Here is a 17,649-nt window from a genome sequence, read left to right on the forward strand (position 1 = left end):
CGAATTACTCAGGGAATAAGAGAGTCAGGCTGACCACTTTCAGCCGGCTATACGACCATTTATACCCCATGCCGACCCTAGACGATTTCAATGGCGCAAGCGGGCAACTCTGAACTCGTCGACGCGTTCGAGCAGTTCTTCCGTAACTACTACGACAACGAGATCAAGCAGCTCGCCCAGCGTTACCCCAACGAACAGCGCTCGCTGTCGGTCGACTGGCAGGACCTCTACCGGTTCGACCCGGACCTGGCCGACGACTTCCTGAACCAGCCAGAACAGCTCCAGCGCTACGCCGAGGAAGCCCTCCGACTCTACGACCTGCCGATCGACGTCAGCCTCGGGCAGGCCCACGTCCGCATCCACACTCTCCCGGACACCGAATCCCCCGAGATCCGCGAGATTCGCGCCCGCCACATGAACACCCTCGTCCAGGTGCGCGGCATCGTCCGGAAGGCTACCGACGTCCGCCCGAAGATCGAGGAGGCCGCCTTCGAGTGCCAGCTCTGTGGCACTCTCTCGCGAATCCCCCAGTCGACCGGCGACTTCCAGGAACCCCACGAGTGCCAGGGCTGTGAGCGACAGGGCCCCTTCCGCGTGAACTTCGACCAGTCCGAGTTCGTCGACTCCCAGAAACTGCGCATCCAGGAGAGCCCCGAGGGACTGCGCGGCGGTGAGACGCCCCAGGCCATCGACGTCAACATCGAGGACGACATCACCGGCGAGGTCACCCCCGGCGATCACGTCTCCGCGGTGGGCGTCCTGCGCCTCGAGCAACAGGGCAACCAGCAGGAGAAGTCGCCCATCTTCGACTTCTACATGGAGGGAATGTCCGTCCAGGTCGACGAGGAGCAGTTCGAGGACATGGACATCACCGACGAGGACAAGAAACAGATCTACGAGATTTCCCAGCGCGAGGACGTCTACGAGGACATGGTCGGCTCCATCGCGCCGGCCATCTACGGCTACGAGGAAGAGAAGCTCGCGATGATGCTCCAGCTGTTCTCGGGCGTGACGAAGCAGTTACCCGACGGCTCGAGGATTCGCGGAGACCTGCACATGCTACTTATCGGAGATCCTGGTACGGGGAAATGTGTTTCAGGCGACACGGAAGTCGTACTTGGAGATGGACGTGAAGTCAGTATCAGGGAACTCGTCGAATCGAACCTCGAGAATCCGAAACCCATCGACGACGGGTGGTGGGATGAAGTCGACCTCGAGGTCCCCTCCCTTCAACAGGACGGCACCATATCGAATCAACGAGCTACCAAAGTCTGGAAGCGTGAAGCACCCGACCAGTTGTATCGAATTCAGACATCGAGCGGACGCGAAATCGAAGTAACACCGTCGCATCCGTTGTTTGTTCAGCAAGACGGTCACTTCACACCAGTACGAGCGAGTGAGCTACAGGAAGGTTCGTTTATTAGCGTTCCTCGTCGTCTCCCAACGGAAGGAAACGACTCGCTTGAGGGAGATGTCCGACGTTCCCAATCGAGGAATGCCGTTCGCCTCGACGTACCAACCGAGTGGACCCCTTCTCTCGCCCGGTTAGTCGGGTATATTGTAGCAGAGGGATACGTCGAGAAACGCCCTGACAACACGGGTTTCGTCTCGATTACAAACAACGATCAAGAAGTCCTGGAAGACGCCAAGTGTGCTCTTTCGGATCTCAATTTGAACGCAACGGTTCGGGAGGTACATCCCGATAAAGAGGCTCGTGAGATACTGTGTTCATCTGGCGAGTTCGTAAGTTTCCTCCAGTCGCTCGATCCACGATTACTGCAGTCATCGCACGAACAACGGGTTCCAGAGCAACTATTACGCGCTTCGACAAGAATTCAGACCGAATTTGTAAAAGGGGTGATTGAGGGAGAAGGCCACGTCTCTCAAACTCAGCGTGAACTGACAGTGGCTTCGATGAGTGAAGAATTGCTCGAGGGCGTCAGATCGATTCTGCTATCCCTCGGGATTCGCTCCCAACTGCACGAGCGACACAATGGAAGTCATCGACTCCGAATTAGCGGTAAAGAGTTCGGAACGTACGTATCCAAAGTCGGGTTTGTCACAGATCGGAAGCAAAGTGCTGCGGACAGTTACACTGGAACGGCCGGGAACACGAATACCGACATAGTTCCCAAAATTGGAACAGAATTACGGCGTATCAGAGAGTCGCTAGGCCTCACACAGGCCGAATGCGGAATTCCTCGGAGTACGTATCAGCACTACGAACGGGGTTCTCGTAACCCTAGTAGAGAGAGTCTAAAAAAGGTGGTGTCCAGGTTCGAACAATCGATCTCGGCTGAGAAATCGAAAGTAGATAGCCCCCTATCCGCCGATGGGGGTTCACTCGAGACAGCCGTGCAACGACTCCAACACTTCATCGAGGGGGACGTTTGCTGGGATCGTATAGAGGTAATCGATGCAGTTGAACCCGACGAGGAGTGGGTATACGATCTCGAAATCGAAGGCACACACAACTACATCTCGAACGGGATCATCTCCCACAACTCTCAGATGCTAGGATATATTCAAAATATTGCACCCCGTTCGGTCTACACCTCGGGCAAGGGGTCGTCCTCGGCAGGGCTTACCGCTGCTGCGGTGAGAGACGACTTCGGCGACGGCCAACAGTGGACCCTCGAGGCCGGAGCCCTCGTCCTCGCCGACCAGGGAATTGCGGCGGTGGACGAGCTCGACAAGATGCGCCCGGAGGATCGAAGCGCCATGCACGAGGCCCTCGAGCAACAGCGGATCTCCGTTTCGAAGGCCGGCATCAACGCCACCCTCAAATCCCGCTGTTCGCTGCTCGGGGCGGCCAATCCTAAGTACGGCCGCTTCGACCACTACGAGCCCATCAGCGAGCAGATCGACCTCGAGCCGGCGCTCATCTCGCGGTTCGATCTGATCTTCACCGTCACGGACCAGCCCGACGAGGAGAAAGACCGCAATCTGGCAGAACACATCTTGACGACGAACTACGCCGGCGAGTTGACGACCCAGCAACGGGAGATGCCCCAGCTCGACGTCTCCACCGAGGAGATCGAGTCGATGACCGAGGAGGTCGACCCGGTGATCGACGCCGACTTGCTGCGCAAGTACATCGCGTACTCCAAGCAGAACTGCCACCCGCGGATGACTCAGGAGGCCCGGGAAGCCATCCGGGACTTCTACGTCGACCTCCGCTCGAAGGGGACCGACGAGGACGCCGCAGTGCCGGTGACGGCCCGAAAGCTCGAGGGCCTGGTCCGGTTGTCGGAGGCCAGCGCGCGGATCCGCCTCTCCGATACGGTCGAGGAGGAAGACGCCACGCGCGTGATCGAGATCGTTCGCTCGTGTCTGCAGGACATCGGCGTCGATCCCGAGACCGGCGAGTTCGACGCGGACATCGTCGAGGCAGGGACCTCGAAGTCTCAGCGCGACCGGATCAAGAACATCAAGCAACTGATCAGCGACGTCGAGGAGGAGTACGACGAGGGCGCGCCGATCGACGTCGTCCTCGAGCGGGCGAACGAGATCGGCATGGACCAGTCGAAAGCCGAACACGAGATCGAGAAGCTCAAGCAGAAAGGCGAGGTTTACGAGCCGAGTACGAACAACTTGCGGACGACGTAGGCGTCGCTCGCGCTCGTGCTCGGCGTCGCCAAAAAGTGGATCGCCTCGAGTCCTCACTCCACCTGGTCGACCAGTTCGACGGCCGATCGGATCGTAACCGGCGAGACGTCGGCGACGTCGGCGGCGGCCTGCTGGGTGATGGCCTCGCAGTCGAGAACGACCGAGGCGTGATACAGACAGCCAGCGGCGACGCCGCCTGGATTTCGGCCACCGATCAGACTCTGTTCGAGGAGCGCGTCGACGCGTTCCTGGGCGTAGCGCTCGACGTCGGTATCGAGGTCGAGTTTCGAGGCGAACCGCGGTAAGTACTGGGACGGGTCGATCGGACCGGTCGGCAAGCCGAGTTCGCGGTTGAGGGCGTCGTAGGCGGCCTTGAGTTCGTTTTCGCTGGCACGGGAGACGGCGACGATTTCGTCGATGGTTCGGGCGATCGACCGCGTTCGACACGTCGCGTAGACCGAGGCCGCGGCGAAGCCCTCGAGCGACCGACCCTGTAGCAGGTTCTCCGACTGGGCCGATTTGAAGAGGGTACACGACTGTTCACGGACGGATACGGGAAGTGAGAGGCGACTTCGAATGCGACGGATCTCGGTAAATCCGTAGACGCGATTTCGGTCCGCTTTCGTCGCGATGCGAGCGCGGTTGTGCTCGCGCCTGAGTCTGCCGAACTGACGACGTTTCCGGCCGGTGAGACGCGTGCCCGAACCGTAGCCGATTTCGGTCGAGAGACCGCGGTCGTGTCGCGACCGCGTGAGCGGCGCGCCAGTTCGGCGCCGAGACTGGTCCTGGTCGCCGTAGGATCGCCACTCCGGGCCAGGATCGATCGCGTGCTCTCGACAGACGAGTCCACACTGGCTACAGATCTGTTCCGTCCCCGTCGATCGGATGGTCCCCTCGCACTCGGGACACCGGTCCTTACGTGCACCTTGTTCCACCATACATTCATTGGGACATTGGTAGTATTTAAATTATACTATTGAAATACAACCTTCATTTTTATCTGTAGGAGTTAAAAATACGGTTGGGCATAACACCTAATTTCCACCGTATCAGGCTCGAGACGGGTCCGGTTCAGGCTGGGTGACGAACTCGAGAACCTCGTCGTCGGTCACCTCGAGCCCCTGTCGCCGGAAGAAGGAGGCAACGTTGTGGCAGTCTCGCTCGAGGAAGCCCCGACTGTTGGGGTGGTGGACGGTGACGGCTTGCCCGAGGTCGATGACGATGAGCTGATTCTCGTGGACGATGACGTTGTACTCGCTCAGGTCGCCGTGGATCAGGCCGGCCGAGTAGAGTCGACGCATGTACTCCCGAATCACCTCGTAGGCGGTCTGCGGATTCTCGACGTGAACCTCGCCGAGGCGCTTCGCTCGACCGTCCGCGTCGTTTCCGAGGTATTCCATCACGAGGACGTTCCGTTCGGCTGCGATTGGTTCCGGGACGCGAACGCCGGCGGCGCGGGCGCGCTCGAGGTTGGCCAGCTCCTTGCGGACCCAGGCGAGGACGACGTCCTTCTTCTTACCACCAAGTCCCTCGAACCGGGGGTCGCCCTCGAGGTAGTCGCGCATCTGGCGGAAGTTCGAGGCGTTGATCCGGTAAATCTTCACGGCGACCTCCCGGTCGTCACCGAGGGCGTGGTAGACGTTGGCCTCCTTACCGGTCGAGATGGGGCCGCCGAAGGCCTCGACGTGGCCGTCCTGGACGAGTTTGTACAGCGCGGCGAAGGTGGCGTCGTCGAACACCGACTGTTCGACCTTGAACTGGTCGGCGTCCTTGATGCGTTCCTCGAACTGTTCGAACTCGCGGTCGCGCTTGCGGGCGATACGGTCGGCTTCCGTGTCGGTGACGTCGATCTCCTCCCACTCATCACCCGGGGTGTCCGCTTCCTCGAGGTCGACCAGTTCGAACGCGGCTGTCATCTAGGGTGACGTAGGGCGCGAAACGGGTAAAGGGTAGGCATGAGCAACTGGTCGGATTCGACGGCAGGGTGACCGGGAGTAGAAGTAAACAGTATCTGTAGCCATTGTACACGAAAAACTTTTAGTATTCCTGGTGGACCACCACTGTAGGGTCTGTTACCATGTCTCGAGACGTCTTCGACGAACGCGAGTACGAACGTCGGGTCGAGCGAGCGAAGACTCAGTTGCGCGAGGAGGAACTCGACGCCATCGTCGTCACCGATCCGGCCAACATGAACTACCTCACCGGCTACGACGGCTGGTCGTTTTACGTCCACCAGGCCGTCGTCGTCACGGTCGAGCGCGACGAACCGGTATGGGTCGGCCGCGAGATGGACGCTAACGGCGCCCGGGCGACGACTGCTCTCTCCGAGGAGAGCATCCGGGCGTACAGCGACGACCACGTCCACTCGCCGTACGACCTCCATCCGATGGACTACGTCGCGGGCGTCCTCGAGGACCTCGAGGTCGCGGACGGGCGAATCGGCCTCGAGATGGACGCATCCTACTTCACCGCGAAGTCTTACACCCGGTTACAGGGGAACCTTCCAGAAGCCGAATTCGAGGACGCGACGCTGCTGGTTGGCTGGGTTCGGATCAAAAAGTCCGAACAGGAACTCGAGTACATGCGCCAGGCGGCCCGCATCTCGGAGAACGCGATGCAGGCGGGTCTCGACGCGATCGCGGAAGGCGTCCCCGAGTACGAGGCCGCGGCCGCGATTTACGACGCACTGATCACCGGCACCGACGACTACGGCGGCGATTATCCGGCGATCGTCCCGCTGATGCCCTCGGGCGATCACACCGACACGCCCCACCTCACGTGGACTGACCGCCCGTTCGAGGACGGCGATCCCGTCATCATCGAGCTTTCGGGGTGTCGTCACCGGTATCACTCACCGCTGGCCCGGACGACGTTCGTCGGCGACCCGCCCGCGGAACTCGAGCGAACCGCAGACATTGTGGTCGAGGGGATCGAGGCGGCCCTCGACGCTGTCGAGCCGGGGGTCACCTGCGAGGCCGTCGAGAAGGCCTGGCGCGACACGATCGCCCAGTACGGCCTCGAAAAGGAGGACCGAATCGGCTACTCGATGGGGCTCGGCTACCCGCCGGACTGGGGCGAACACACCGCGAGCATTCGCCCGGGCGACGAGACCGTCCTCGAGGAGGACATGACGTTCCACATGATCCCCGGCATCTGGACGGAAGAAATTGGGATGGAGATCAGCGAGACGTTCCGCGTGACGGGAACCGGCGCGGAGACGCTGGCCGACTTCCCACGGCGGTTGTTCACGGCGTAGCCACAACGGTTGGACGGCCGACGGAACGAACGGCGGAGTTCGTCGCGAACTGGCGCCCGATTCGGCGCTCTCGAGGGAGAGAGTTCACCGAACCAGGCCGGAGCGGTCGGGCTGTCACTCGGTCGGCAGCGCCGCTGCCACCATTTCGATCGGGTGGGGAGGCTCGTCGCAGCCGTCGTGGGCAGAGAGCTGCGTTCGACAGGACGCACCCGGCGCCACGACCCGGTCGCCGTCGCTCGAGTCGACCTGGTCGAACAGGATATCCCCGATGGCCCGGCTGAGCGAGTAGTGCTCGGCCTCGTAGCCGAATGAGCCGGCCATTCCGCAACAGCCCGAATCGAGCGCGTCGACCTCGTAGCCGACGGTCTCGAGGACGGCCGCGGCGTGGCCGTCCTTCTTCGTCGCCTTCTGGTGACAGTGGCCGTGGTAGGTCAGACGACGGCCGGCCCCGTCGGCCGGCAGTTCGCCGGCCAGGTCGAACCGGTCAAGGTACTCACAGACGCCGTAGGAGTTCCTCGAGAGTCGTTCCACATCGGGACCCGACAGCAGATCCGGGTAATCCGACTGGAACATGACCGCGTCGGAGGGTTCCACCAGGACGACCTCCCACCCGTCCTCGAGGAACGGCGTCAGCGCGTCGACGTTAGTCCGGGCGCGTTCGCGGGAGAGGTCCAGGAAGCCCTTCGAGTGCGCCGGCCGTCCGGTCGAGGTCACGCCGTCGGGAAGTCGAACGTGAACGCCGGCCGTCTCGAGGACCTGGACGGCCGCCTTGCCCGCCCGCGGGTGGTTGTAGTTCGTGTACGTATCCGGGAAGAGGAGCACCTTCCGGTCCGCCGCCTCGAGCGGGACTCGGGAACCGCGCGCCTCGAACCAGTCCTCGAAGCTTTCGCTCGCAAACGTCGGGAAATCGCGCTCGCGGGCGATTCCGGCCGTTTTCTCGGCGACCGTCCCCGATCCCGGTAGCGACGCGGCCCAGTTCGACAGCGGCGCGAGCGCGGAGCCAACGGCGTTGAGGCGGTCGACGTTCGCGAAGAGGCGGTCCCGGAGGGACGCCCCGTTTCGCTGGTGGGCGGCGTGTTCCACCTCGGCTTTGAGCTTCGCCATGTCCACCTCGCTCGGGCAGTCGCGCTTACAGCCCTTGCAGCCGATACAGAGGTCCACGACTTCGGCCAGGAACTCCTCGTCGACCGCGTCGGCGTCGAGTTCGCCGCTCATCGCCCCCCGGAGCGCGTTCGCCCGGCCGCGGGTGCTGAGGCTCTCTTCCTCGGCCGCACGGAACGTCGGGCACATCACGCCGCCGGTCGTCTCCTGGCCGCTCCGACAGCCGGCACAGCCGTGACAGAGGTCGACCATCCCCTGGAACCCGTTCTCGTTGTCCCAGTTCAGGGCCGGTTCGAGCCCCGGATCGAACGCGTAGTCGGGGTCGAACCGGAGGTGCTCGGTCATGTCGTGGTCGCCACAGACGGTCCCGGGATTGAGCAGCCAGTCGGGGTCGAAGGCCGTCTTCAGGTCGCGAAAGAGGTTCCACACGTCGTCGCCGTAGAGCTTGTGATTCCACTGCGTGCGGGCGCGGCCGTCGCCGTGTTCTCCCGACACCGAGCCGCCGTACTCGACGACGAGGTCGGTGACGTCGTCCGCGAGCGACTCGAACGCCTCGAGTCCAGCCGGGCTCTTGGTGTCGACGAGCGGCCGCATGTGCATACAGCCCGGCCCCGCGTGGGCGTAGAAGCTGGCGAACGTGTCGTACTCCTCGAGGACGGTCTGGAAGTCCGCAACGTAGTCCGCCAGGTTCTCGGTCGGGACGGCCGTGTCCTCGATGAACGAGATGTGCTTCGCGTCGGACGTTCGCGAGAGGAGGATCGGGGCCGCGCTCTTGCGGAGCTTCCAGAGTTCGGCGATGCCTTGCGGGTCGTGGGCCTCGAGGGCGTCGAAGGCCCGGATGGGGTCGTGATCCGGGGCGGCAACCACGTTCGAGTCCGCTTCGTCGGCCCCCGGATCCGGGACGTCCGCATCCGGCAACCGATCGGCCAGCAGGGCCGCGACCTGCTCGTGGCCGTGCTCGTCGTCCTCGGCGTAGAACTCGACGAGCAAGGCGGTCTCGGTGCCCGCGGGGAGTCGTTCGGCGACGGCCGCGAACTCCTCGGTTCGCTCGGCGAGGTCGATCAGCACGTCGTCGATCGCCTCGATCGCCGCCGGATCGTGGTTGCGGACGATCGTATCGACGTCGGCCATCGCCTCAAGCAGGTCGTGGTAAGTCAACAACGCTACGGACGTGGTCTCGGGCACGGGTTCGAGCGAGACCGTCGCTTCCGTCACGACGCCGAGGGTCCCTTCGCTGCCGGCGAGCACCCGGGCGAGGTTGACCGTCGCGTCGGGGTCGGGATCGCCGTCGATCACGAGCGGGCCGTCGCCACGCTCGTCGAACGCGTCGGGCCGCCCGTAGGCCTCCGCGACCAGCCGGTCCAGATTGTACCCCGAGACGTTGCGCTTCAGTTGCGGGAAGGCCTCGCCGATAGCGCCTGCTTCCTCGTCGATCACGCGGCGCAACGCCTCGTAGACGCGCTCGAGGAGGTCGCCGTCCTGATCGGCCGTACTCCGGAGGTCGGCGACGGTCACCTCGCCGATGTGCTCGACGGAGCCGTCGGCGAGGACGACCTCGCACGACTCGACGTAGGCGTCGGTCTTGCCGTACTGCAGCGAGTGGGCGCCCGTCGAGTTGTTCCCGATGGCGCCGCCGACCGTGCTGCGGTTGCCGGCGGCGGGGTCGGGCGCGAACTTCAACTCGTGGGGGTCGAGCGCCGCGTTCAGGTCGGCGAGAACGGCCCCTGCCTGGACGGTCGCCCGGCGTTCGGCAGGATCGATGGTGCCGACCGCGTCCATGTGCGCCGTGAAGTCGAGGACGACCGCCTCGTTGACCGCCTGGCCGGCGAGGCTCGTGCCGGCGCCGCGCGGCAAGACGGGGATGCCGTTGTCGGCGCAGTAGTCGACGACGCTCGAGACGTCCGCCGTCGATCGCGGCAGAACGACGCCGACGGGCGTCCGCTCGTACGCGCTCGCGTCGGTCGCGTACAGCTGACGGGTGTACTCGTCGAATCGGACCTCGCCGTCGATTCGCGCGTCCAGGTCCGAGACGAGAGCCGGTCGATCGACGGTCCCGCCGACGTAGTCGTAGTTCGCCCGTGAATCCGCCGCGGGATCGGCTCCCCGGTCCGCCGCCGAATCGGATCGGCTCGAGTCCGGTTCCCCCGCCGGGTCGGGCCGATCGGTCGTGGACGCGGCGTCGTCGGTGGCCATCGCTCGGTCACCCCGACGTTGGCTCGAGGACGGCGTTCTCGAGAGCGTCGCCCGACTCGAGGGCGCGGACGTTGTGGGTGACGATGTCGGCCAGCCGATCCCAGTGTTTCGGCGTGTGGCCGCCCGTGTGGGGCGTGATCAGGCAGTTCTCGAGGTCCCACAGCGGGTGGTCGTTGGGCAGCGGTTCGGGATCGGTGACGTCGAGGGCGGCCCCCCGGATGCCGTTGAACTGCAGCGCCGAAACGAGCGCGTCGGTGTCGATGAGCCCTCCTCGAGCGGCGTTGACGACGACGGCGTTCGGCGGGAGCGTCGCCAATTCCGTCTCGCCGACGAGGCCGCGGGTCGTATCGTTGAGCGGGCACGCCAGGACGACGTAGTCGCTGCGCGAGAACGCCTCGTGCACGTCGTCCGCCTCGAATCCGAAGATCTCGTCGGTCGGGCCGCCCTTCGACGGCGTGTACCGGATGCCGATCGTCTCGACGTCGAAGCCCTCGAGCCGTGTAACGATCTGCTGGCCGATCGAGCCAAGGCCGACGACCGTCACGGTGCTGTCGGTGAATTCGTGGGACTGGAAGTGGCGCCACTCGCCATTTTGCTTGCGGCGCCACCCTTCGTGGAGGTTTCGCGCGAAGACGAGCATGTTGGCGATCGACTGCTCGGCGATGCCGGGCGCGTGGATGCCACCCGCGTTGGTCACGGCGACGCCGTGGTCGGCCAGCGCATCCATTGGGACGTGGTCGGTCCCGGCGAACGTACACGCGAACAACTCGAGGCGGTCGGCGTACTCAAGCATGGCCTCCTCGATGGTGATTCCGGTCACCACTCGAGCCTGTGAAACGAGTTCGCGCTCGGCCGCTGGCGTGCGAGCGAGTGCGACGGTGCGATCGGGGAGGCGCTCGCGCAGCGCCTCGGCGTACGATTCCATCGACAGGCCCTCCGTTCCCTCCCGGAGAACGACGACGTCTGGATTCGTGCTCATGTGGATCATCTCCGTCACAGCGACGGCCCACCGTCCCTGAAACGTTCGTACGCTACGGTTGTCACACGTTCCCTTATCCTTTTTGTGTACCCGACGTTAACACTGATTGTGTATAATTAAGTGCGTGGGCCGCGTCAGCGTCTCGCATGAGCGAGTCAATACGGGACCGGCTCGTCCCCCTCCGTCGCCGTTTTCACCGCCACCCAGAACCGGCCTGGTGTGAGTTTCAGACGACCGCTCGACTCGTCGACGAACTCGAGCGGATCGACGTCGACGAACTCGCCGTCGGGGCGGACGCGTACGATCCCGCCGACCGGATGGCCGTGCCCGACGAGGCGGACCTGGAGCCCTGGCTCGAGGGGGCGCGTGAGGCCGGCGTTCGCGAGGACCTCCTCGAGCGGATGGCTGAGGGAACAACCGGTGCCGTCGCGGTCCTCGATCGAGGCGACGGGCCGGCCATCGGGCTGCGCGTCGACATCGACGGCCTGTTCATCGAGGAATCGACCGATGCGGATCACGAACCGGCCGCCGAGGGCTTTCGATCCGAACTCGACGGCACGATGCACGCCTGCGGGCACGACGCCCACATGACCTGGGGACTGGCCACGCTCGAGGCGATCGTTGAGAGCGACTTCGCCGGGCGACTGGTCGTCTTCTTCCAGCCAGCCGAGGAAACCGGTGGCGGCGGGTGTCCGATGGCGAAGAGCGAGTTCGCGGCGGATCTCGACTACCTGCTGGCGATCCACGTCGGCCTCGACCACCCAACGGGGGAGGTCGTCGCGGGCATCGAGAAACCCCTGGCCATGTGCCACGTCGACGCGACGATAGAGGGAACCTCTGCACACGCGGGAAAGGCACCCAACGAGGGAGAAAACGCCTTGCACGCCATGGCCACGGCGATCGAGAACGCCTACGGCATCCCCCGCCACGGCGACGGGATGACCCGCGTGAACGTCGGTCGTGCGGAGGCGGGAACCGCGAGCAACGTCATCGCCGAACGGGCCCACATCGTCGCCGAAGCCCGCGGCGAGACCACGGCGCTGATGGAGTACGTGAAGGAGCGACTCGAGCGGACGATCAAGTCGGCTGCGACGCTTCACGGCTGTCAGGCGGACGTCGAAATCGTCAGCGAATCGCCGCGGGCCGACAGCGATCCCGAACTGCAGACGCTCGTGAGCGAGGTCGCGGCCGACGTGGTGGGAATCGAGCACGTGCTCCCCGCAGCCGACTTCGGGGCGAGCGAGGACGCGACCTTCCTGATGGAACGCGTCCAGGCAGACGGCGGTCTCGCGTCGTACCTCATCGTCGGCACCGATCACCCGACGAGCCACCACACGCCCACGTTCGACGTCGATGAGCGGAGTCTCGAACACGGCGTCGACGTGCTCGTCGAAACGATTCGCGAACTCGAGCGACGGCACCCGGTGGCTCGTCGCGACGAGAGCGAGGCATGAGCGACAGCCGCGTTACCCTCGCGGACGTCGAGGCGGCCCAGGAGCGCATCGACGACGTCGTCCATCGCACGCCGCTGGATACGTCGCGCACCTTCGCCGAGATGAGCGGCGCGGCATCGGTCGGGCTCAAACTCGAGAACGTCCAGCGAACGGGCTCGTTCAAGATTCGGGGGGCGTACAACCGGTTGGCCCAGCTCTCGGAGGCGGAGCGAGAAGCGGGGGTCGTCTCCTCGAGTGCGGGAAATCACGCACAGGGCGTGGCGCTGGCCGGGCAGCTGCTCGAGATCGAGACGACCATCGTCGTCCCCGAGGTGACCCCCGCGGCGAAGATCGAGGCCACCCGCGGCTACGGGGCCAAAGTGGTCGTCGAGGGCGACATCTACGAACGATCGTACGAGCACGCCCTCGAACGGGCCGACGAGACCGGCGAGACGTTCGTCCACCCCTTCGACGACGAGGAGATTGTCGCCGGGCAGGGGACGATCAGCCTCGAGTTGCTCGAGCAGTATCCCGAAATCGACACCGTGCTCGTCGCCATCGGCGGCGGCGGGCTGATTTCGGGCATCGGGACGGTGCTGAAGGCCCACGATCCCGAGATCCGCGTGATCGGGGTTCAACCGGAGGGGGCCGCTCACGCGAAGCCCTCGCTCGAGGCAGGCGAGATTCGCGAACTCGAGACCGTCGACACCGTCGCGGAGGGTATCGCAGACACCCGGATGCTGGAGACCACCTTCGCCATGGCCCGCGAGGTCGTCGACGACGTAGTCAGCGTCACCGACCGGGAGATCGCCGCCGCGGTGACGTTGCTGGCCGAACGCGCGAAGACGGTGGTCGAGGGCGCAGGTGCGACGCCGCTGGCGGCCGCCATTTCCACGGAAACGGCGGTGGACCTCGAGGGAGCACACGTCGGCGTGATCGTCTCCGGAGGCAACGTCGGCCTCACCGAACACGCGGAACTGACGCGAACCGGCCTCCACGAACTCGGACGCTACGTCGAGGCAAGGTTGGCCGTCGACGGGTGGCCCTCGGTCGTCGGAGACGTCGCGGAGACCGTCGAGTCCGAGGGCGCCGAACTGGACGTCCTCGAGCGCGCGCGACGCGGTCCCGTCGACGAGCCGAATCGGGTTCCGGTGACCGTTGGTCTCGAGGGCAGCGGACGGGAGCACCTCGGGGGCGTACTCGAGTCGCTGGACGTGCTCGATGGGATTTCCGTCGTCGAGCGCTCGCTCGAGTAACTCCCTCGAATCGCTCCCACGGGCCCACTGTTGGCGCGCTGAACCGCGACTTCGTCGCGGTTCGAATGGCGCGAGGGATGAGTGATCGAGCGAAGCGAGTGAGCGAATCGGCTGGGGAGGGTGTGGACATCCTAGTGGCCACGATCGAGTTGTGGTAACGGCACGATACGGCCGTCGAGACGGAGCAGTGGTCCTCTTACATTGGCAACGAGGGATTCCACGACCTCCCCAGCCGATTCGTTCGCTTTTGACAGTCGCTCACTCATCCCTCGCGCAGTTTCGGGACGCGCCATCGCACGTGGACGATCCGACCAGTACGTGCAGCGGCTCGAATACCAAGTCTCGAGTCGTAGAGTCAGAATCGAAAACGGAAAACGATCACGCCACTTTCGCGCTCGGTCCAACGGCCTCGATCGCCTCGAGGAAGATGCCGATACCCAGTTCGATCTCGCGCTCGCTCGAGTCGAGCGGCGGGAGCAGTCGGATCGTCTTCTTGCCACAGCCGAGGGTCAGGAGACCGCGCTCGAGGGCGGCCTCGACCACGGCGCTCCGGCGCTCGGGGGTATCGAACTCGACGGCCAGCATTAGCCCCTTGCCGCGGACGTCCTCGACGTACTCCGGGGCCTCGTCGCGCAGGAGTTCTTTCGCCTGCTCGCCGCACTCGGTGGCGTTGTCGAGCAGGTCGTACTCCTGGATGGCCTCGAGGGTGAGCGCGCCCATCATCGAGCCGAGCAGGTCGCCACCGCCGAAGGTCGAGCCGAGCCGGTTCTTCTCGTCGGGGAAGACCTCCGAACGCGAGATCGTCGCGCCTACGCGAAGCCCCTTCGCGCTCGCGATGACGTCGGGTTCGATCGGGTAGTGATCCGAGGCCCAGATCTCGCCGGTGCGGCCGACGCCGGCCTGGATCTCGTCGACGACCAGCGGGATGTCGTACTCGTCGGTGACGTCCGCCACCTCCTGCATGAACGCCTCGCTGGGGAATCGGTAGCCGCCGACGCCCTGAATGGGCTCGAGCGCGAGGAAGGCGATCTCGTCGGGGTCGATGTGGCCGCCCTCGGGCGCGAGCATACTGCGGAGCTGGGAGTCGCCGCCGGCGAAGAAGCCGCAGTCGCAACTGTCGGCGTCACAGCCGCGGTCGGCACAGAACGGTACCGTCTCGATCCCGCTGATCTGGGGGTAGTGGCGCGTGTAGACCTCTTTGGACTTCGTGATCGAGAGCGTGCCGAGCGTCCGGCCGTGAAAGCTGCCGGCGAAGGCGACGCCGTACTTCGCCGGGGCGCGGTGATCGTTCGTGATCTTCATCGCGTTCTCCATCGCCTCCGCGCCGGAGTTCGAGAGGAACACCGTGTCCATCCCGTACTGGCTCGAGACCTCGACTAACTTCTCCATGAGGTGACTCGAGCCCGGTACTGCCGACTCCTCGGGTGTAGGACCGGCGCCGAAGTACAGGTCCTGGCCGGCGATTTTCATCGGCTCGACGAGGTCGAACGCCTCGAGTTTGTTGAGAATCTTCTCGTTGTTGTAGCCGAGTGGTGCAGCACCGATGTGGCAGGTGAAATCGAGCAGAACGTTCCCGTCGACGTCCGTGACGAACGGGCCGTCGGCCTCGCGCGTGATATCCCAGACGAAGTCGTGGGAGTACTCGCTGGGCGCGGAGTGCGCCTGATGGAAGTCGACCCACCGCTGGGCGTTCGGACCCGGAAGCGCGTCCGCATCGGGTTCCGCGGTGTCCCTATCCATACACAGATTATGTATACGCCGTACATTAAATCTTGGTATAGGGCAGGGAACGAGTCGAGCCGTCGCACGAAAAAACGAGACGAAACACGGAAGGAGAGGGGCGACTGGCAGCGAGGCGAATAGCCGCAGGCAACTCAGTCGTCGTCGGATTCGACGGGTCCGCCGGGACCGGTCGGCGGTGAATCCGCTTCCGTTTTCCTGCTCGAGCCGATGAGGACGGTCTCGTCCTGCAGCAACACGCGGCCGTAGTTCGAGCCGAAGTCCTTGATCAGTGCGAGCATCGCGAGGAAGCAGACGAACGCGAAGGGAGTACCGGTGATGATCGCCGCCTGCTGGAGCGTGTTCGCGCTTCCGCTGCCGCCGAGGATCATCAAGATTGCGGCGGTCATTCCGAGGACGACGCCCCAGAAGACCCGGTTGATGGTCGACGGTCTGGCCTTCCCGCCGGTCGTCATCATCGAGACGGCCAGCGTCGAGGAGTCCGCGGACGTGACGAAGAACGTCGTCACGAGAATCAGGAACATGTAGATCAGGACCCCGCCCACCGGGATGGCGTACGTGCCGAGTCCGACGGCGCTCAGATCGATTGTGAACTGCAACGCCTCGAAGAGAATGAAGCCGGAAATCTCGGCGCCGGCATCACCGGAGAGCACCGCGCCGAAGTCCGCGACGCCATTATGTTGGGCCCACACCGCAGTACCGCCGACGAACGTGAACCACGGGATGGTCGCCGCCGACGTCGCGACGATGCCGGTGAAGGCGACCTCGCGGACGGTCCGTCCCTTGGAGATGCGGGCGATGAACAGTCCCGCGAACGGGGACCACGACAGCGCCCACGCCCAGTAGAAGACGGTCCAGGTGTTCATCCACTCAGTGGCTGCCGGATCACCGTTGCCCATCGGACCGGCGCCGGTGAAGAGGCTCATCGAGATGAAGTCGGTAATCATGCCGCCGAGGGCCTGAGAACCGAGCAATACCAGGAACAGCGTCGGTCCGACGATGAACGTCGCGAGCATGAGCACGACGAACAGGACCATGTTGAAGTTCGAGAGGCGTCGGATTCCCTTGTCGACACCGAGAACCATCGAGATCGTAAACAGCAACGTCATCATCGTTACGACGGCGAGGATTCCGATATTCCCCATACTGATCCCCCACTGGTAGTCGAGGCCAGTGACGAACTGGCTACCGATGAATCCCAGCGAGGTTGCCACGCCGCCGATCGTCGCGAAGACGGCGAGGATGTCGATGACTTTGGCCGCCGGTCCGTCGAGGTTCTCCTTCCCGAGAATCGGCGTCAGTGCCGAGGATACGCGCAACGGGACCGAGTCGTAGTTGTACGCGAAGTACCCGATCGCGATCCCCATGATCGTAAATACGGCTAGCTGGGGCAACGCCCAGTGGAACAGCGTCTGCTGGATCGCAATGGGGATCGCTTCGGCCGTCCCACCCTCGACGTTGAATAGCGGCGAGGGACTATCATAATAGAACAGTCCCTCGGTCGGCCCCCAGAACACGACACCCGCAGCGAAGCCGGCCGAGTACAACATCGCGAAGAACGACAGGAAGCTGTACTCGGGGTCCTCGTCACCGAGTTTGATCCTCCCCCACGGTCCGACGATTAGAAACAGGAGGAAGACCACGATCAGGAACACGATCACCAGCAATGCCCAGTTGAACGCGCCGAGCATCGAATCGTTTAGCGACCCGATCCCTTGCTCGACGGTGTCGGGACTGATGAAGAACGCCGCGATCACGCCGACGGTCAGCAACGCCCCGAACGCGAAGACGATGGGATCGATCTCCTCCCGGAACTGAGCGATCGCTCCCCGCTCGGCGTCACTCATCCCCACTCACCCCCCAAACCGAGCGACAGCTCACTGGTCGGTTGAGCCTCCACCCACAATTTGCCATGCTTCGTGTTGGCATACCGCTACCATTTACGTCGTATACAATAAGTGTTTCTCACTCTCGTAGACTATCTACAGATTGCGTTTATTTGACGTTGGCTCGAGCGACCATCGACTCGAGGCTATGTTCGCTACGGATGTTCTGAAAACACCGTTCGGTCGAGGAATTACC

At 64.0% G+C, this 17,649-nt stretch carries 10 protein-coding genes; 4 read left to right on the forward strand and 6 right to left on the reverse strand.

Features of this window, described 5'->3' with window-relative positions; genetic code table 11:
* The first annotated feature begins 90 nt into the window (after positions 1-90).
* Positions 91-3,609: an LAGLIDADG family homing endonuclease gene (locus ACFQO4_RS07765; RefSeq protein WP_500260333.1), complete on the forward strand. Its 3,519-nt coding sequence runs from the start codon at positions 91-93 to the stop codon at positions 3,607-3,609.
* A gap of 53 nt (positions 3,610-3,662) precedes the next feature.
* Here the strand turns inward: ACFQO4_RS07765 and ACFQO4_RS07770 are convergent, their stop codons facing one another.
* Positions 3,663-4,547 carry a transcription initiation factor IIB gene (locus ACFQO4_RS07770; RefSeq protein WP_500260334.1) on the reverse strand — a complete coding sequence of 295 codons (885 nt, stop codon included), beginning with the start codon at positions 4,545-4,547 and terminating at the stop codon, positions 3,663-3,665.
* Positions 4,548-4,658: 111 nt separating this feature from the next.
* A complete protein-coding gene (gene rio1, locus ACFQO4_RS07775; RefSeq protein ID WP_500260335.1) occupies positions 4,659-5,525 on the reverse strand; it encodes a serine/threonine-protein kinase Rio1 in 867 nt (288 codons plus the stop codon).
* 161 nt (positions 5,526-5,686) lie between these two features.
* Here rio1 and ACFQO4_RS07780 point away from each other — a divergent pair, with 161 nt between their 5' ends.
* On the forward strand, positions 5,687-6,865 hold the full coding sequence (locus ACFQO4_RS07780) for a M24 family metallopeptidase (protein WP_500260336.1): 1,179 nt from the start codon (positions 5,687-5,689) through the stop codon (positions 6,863-6,865).
* A 114-nt stretch (positions 6,866-6,979) separates the two neighbouring features.
* Here ACFQO4_RS07780 and ACFQO4_RS07785 read toward each other — a convergent pair whose 3' ends face one another.
* Positions 6,980-10,159, reverse strand: a complete 3,180-nt coding sequence (locus ACFQO4_RS07785; RefSeq protein WP_500260337.1) for an FAD-binding and (Fe-S)-binding domain-containing protein — start codon at positions 10,157-10,159, stop codon at positions 6,980-6,982.
* A gap of 7 nt (positions 10,160-10,166) precedes the next feature.
* Entirely contained in the window at positions 10,167-11,138 is a 972-nt protein-coding gene (locus tag ACFQO4_RS07790) for an NAD(P)-dependent oxidoreductase (protein ID WP_500260338.1), read from the reverse strand.
* A 146-nt stretch (positions 11,139-11,284) separates the two neighbouring features.
* On the opposite strand from ACFQO4_RS07790, the gene ACFQO4_RS07795 reads away from it, so the two are divergent.
* A complete protein-coding gene (locus ACFQO4_RS07795; protein ID WP_500260339.1) occupies positions 11,285-12,592 on the forward strand; it encodes an amidohydrolase in 1,308 nt (435 codons plus the stop codon).
* Positions 12,589-13,827, forward strand: coding sequence for a threonine ammonia-lyase (ilvA, locus tag ACFQO4_RS07800; protein WP_500260340.1), 1,239 nt, complete (start codon positions 12,589-12,591; stop codon positions 13,825-13,827). Before ACFQO4_RS07795 ends, ilvA begins: the two co-directional genes overlap by 4 nt.
* Positions 13,828-14,205: 378 nt before the next feature.
* Here the strand turns inward: ilvA and ACFQO4_RS07805 are convergent, their stop codons facing one another.
* On the reverse strand, positions 14,206-15,567 hold the full coding sequence (locus ACFQO4_RS07805) for an aminotransferase class III-fold pyridoxal phosphate-dependent enzyme (protein ID WP_500260341.1): 1,362 nt from the start codon (positions 15,565-15,567) through the stop codon (positions 14,206-14,208).
* A 134-nt stretch (positions 15,568-15,701) separates the two neighbouring features.
* On the reverse strand, positions 15,702-17,414 hold the full coding sequence (locus tag ACFQO4_RS07810; RefSeq protein WP_500260342.1) for a BCCT family transporter: 1,713 nt from the start codon (positions 17,412-17,414) through the stop codon (positions 15,702-15,704).
* Positions 17,415-17,649: the final 235 nt, after the last annotated feature.

Origin of the sequence: Saliphagus sp. GCM10025334 (genome assembly GCF_042663485.1) — an archaeon.
In the GTDB taxonomy this organism is placed as follows: domain Archaea; phylum Halobacteriota; class Halobacteria; order Halobacteriales; family Natrialbaceae; genus Natronosalvus.

Coding starts and splice junctions, on each gene's coding strand:
- ACFQO4_RS07765 (WP_500260333.1), top strand. CDS start 91: ATGGCGCAAGCGGGCAACTCTGAACTCGTCGACGCGTTCGAGCAGTTC.
- ACFQO4_RS07770 (WP_500260334.1), bottom strand. CDS start 4,547: ATGGTGGAACAAGGTGCACGTAAGGACCGGTGTCCCGAGTGCGAGGGG.
- rio1 (WP_500260335.1), bottom strand. CDS start 5,525: ATGACAGCCGCGTTCGAACTGGTCGACCTCGAGGAAGCGGACACCCCG.
- ACFQO4_RS07780 (WP_500260336.1), top strand. CDS start 5,687: ATGTCTCGAGACGTCTTCGACGAACGCGAGTACGAACGTCGGGTCGAG.
- ACFQO4_RS07785 (WP_500260337.1), bottom strand. CDS start 10,159: ATGGCCACCGACGACGCCGCGTCCACGACCGATCGGCCCGACCCGGCG.
- ACFQO4_RS07790 (WP_500260338.1), bottom strand. CDS start 11,138: ATGAGCACGAATCCAGACGTCGTCGTTCTCCGGGAGGGAACGGAGGGC.
- ACFQO4_RS07795 (WP_500260339.1), top strand. CDS start 11,285: ATGAGCGAGTCAATACGGGACCGGCTCGTCCCCCTCCGTCGCCGTTTT.
- ilvA (WP_500260340.1), top strand. CDS start 12,589: ATGAGCGACAGCCGCGTTACCCTCGCGGACGTCGAGGCGGCCCAGGAG.
- ACFQO4_RS07805 (WP_500260341.1), bottom strand. CDS start 15,567: ATGGATAGGGACACCGCGGAACCCGATGCGGACGCGCTTCCGGGTCCG.
- ACFQO4_RS07810 (WP_500260342.1), bottom strand. CDS start 17,414: ATGAGTGACGCCGAGCGGGGAGCGATCGCTCAGTTCCGGGAGGAGATC.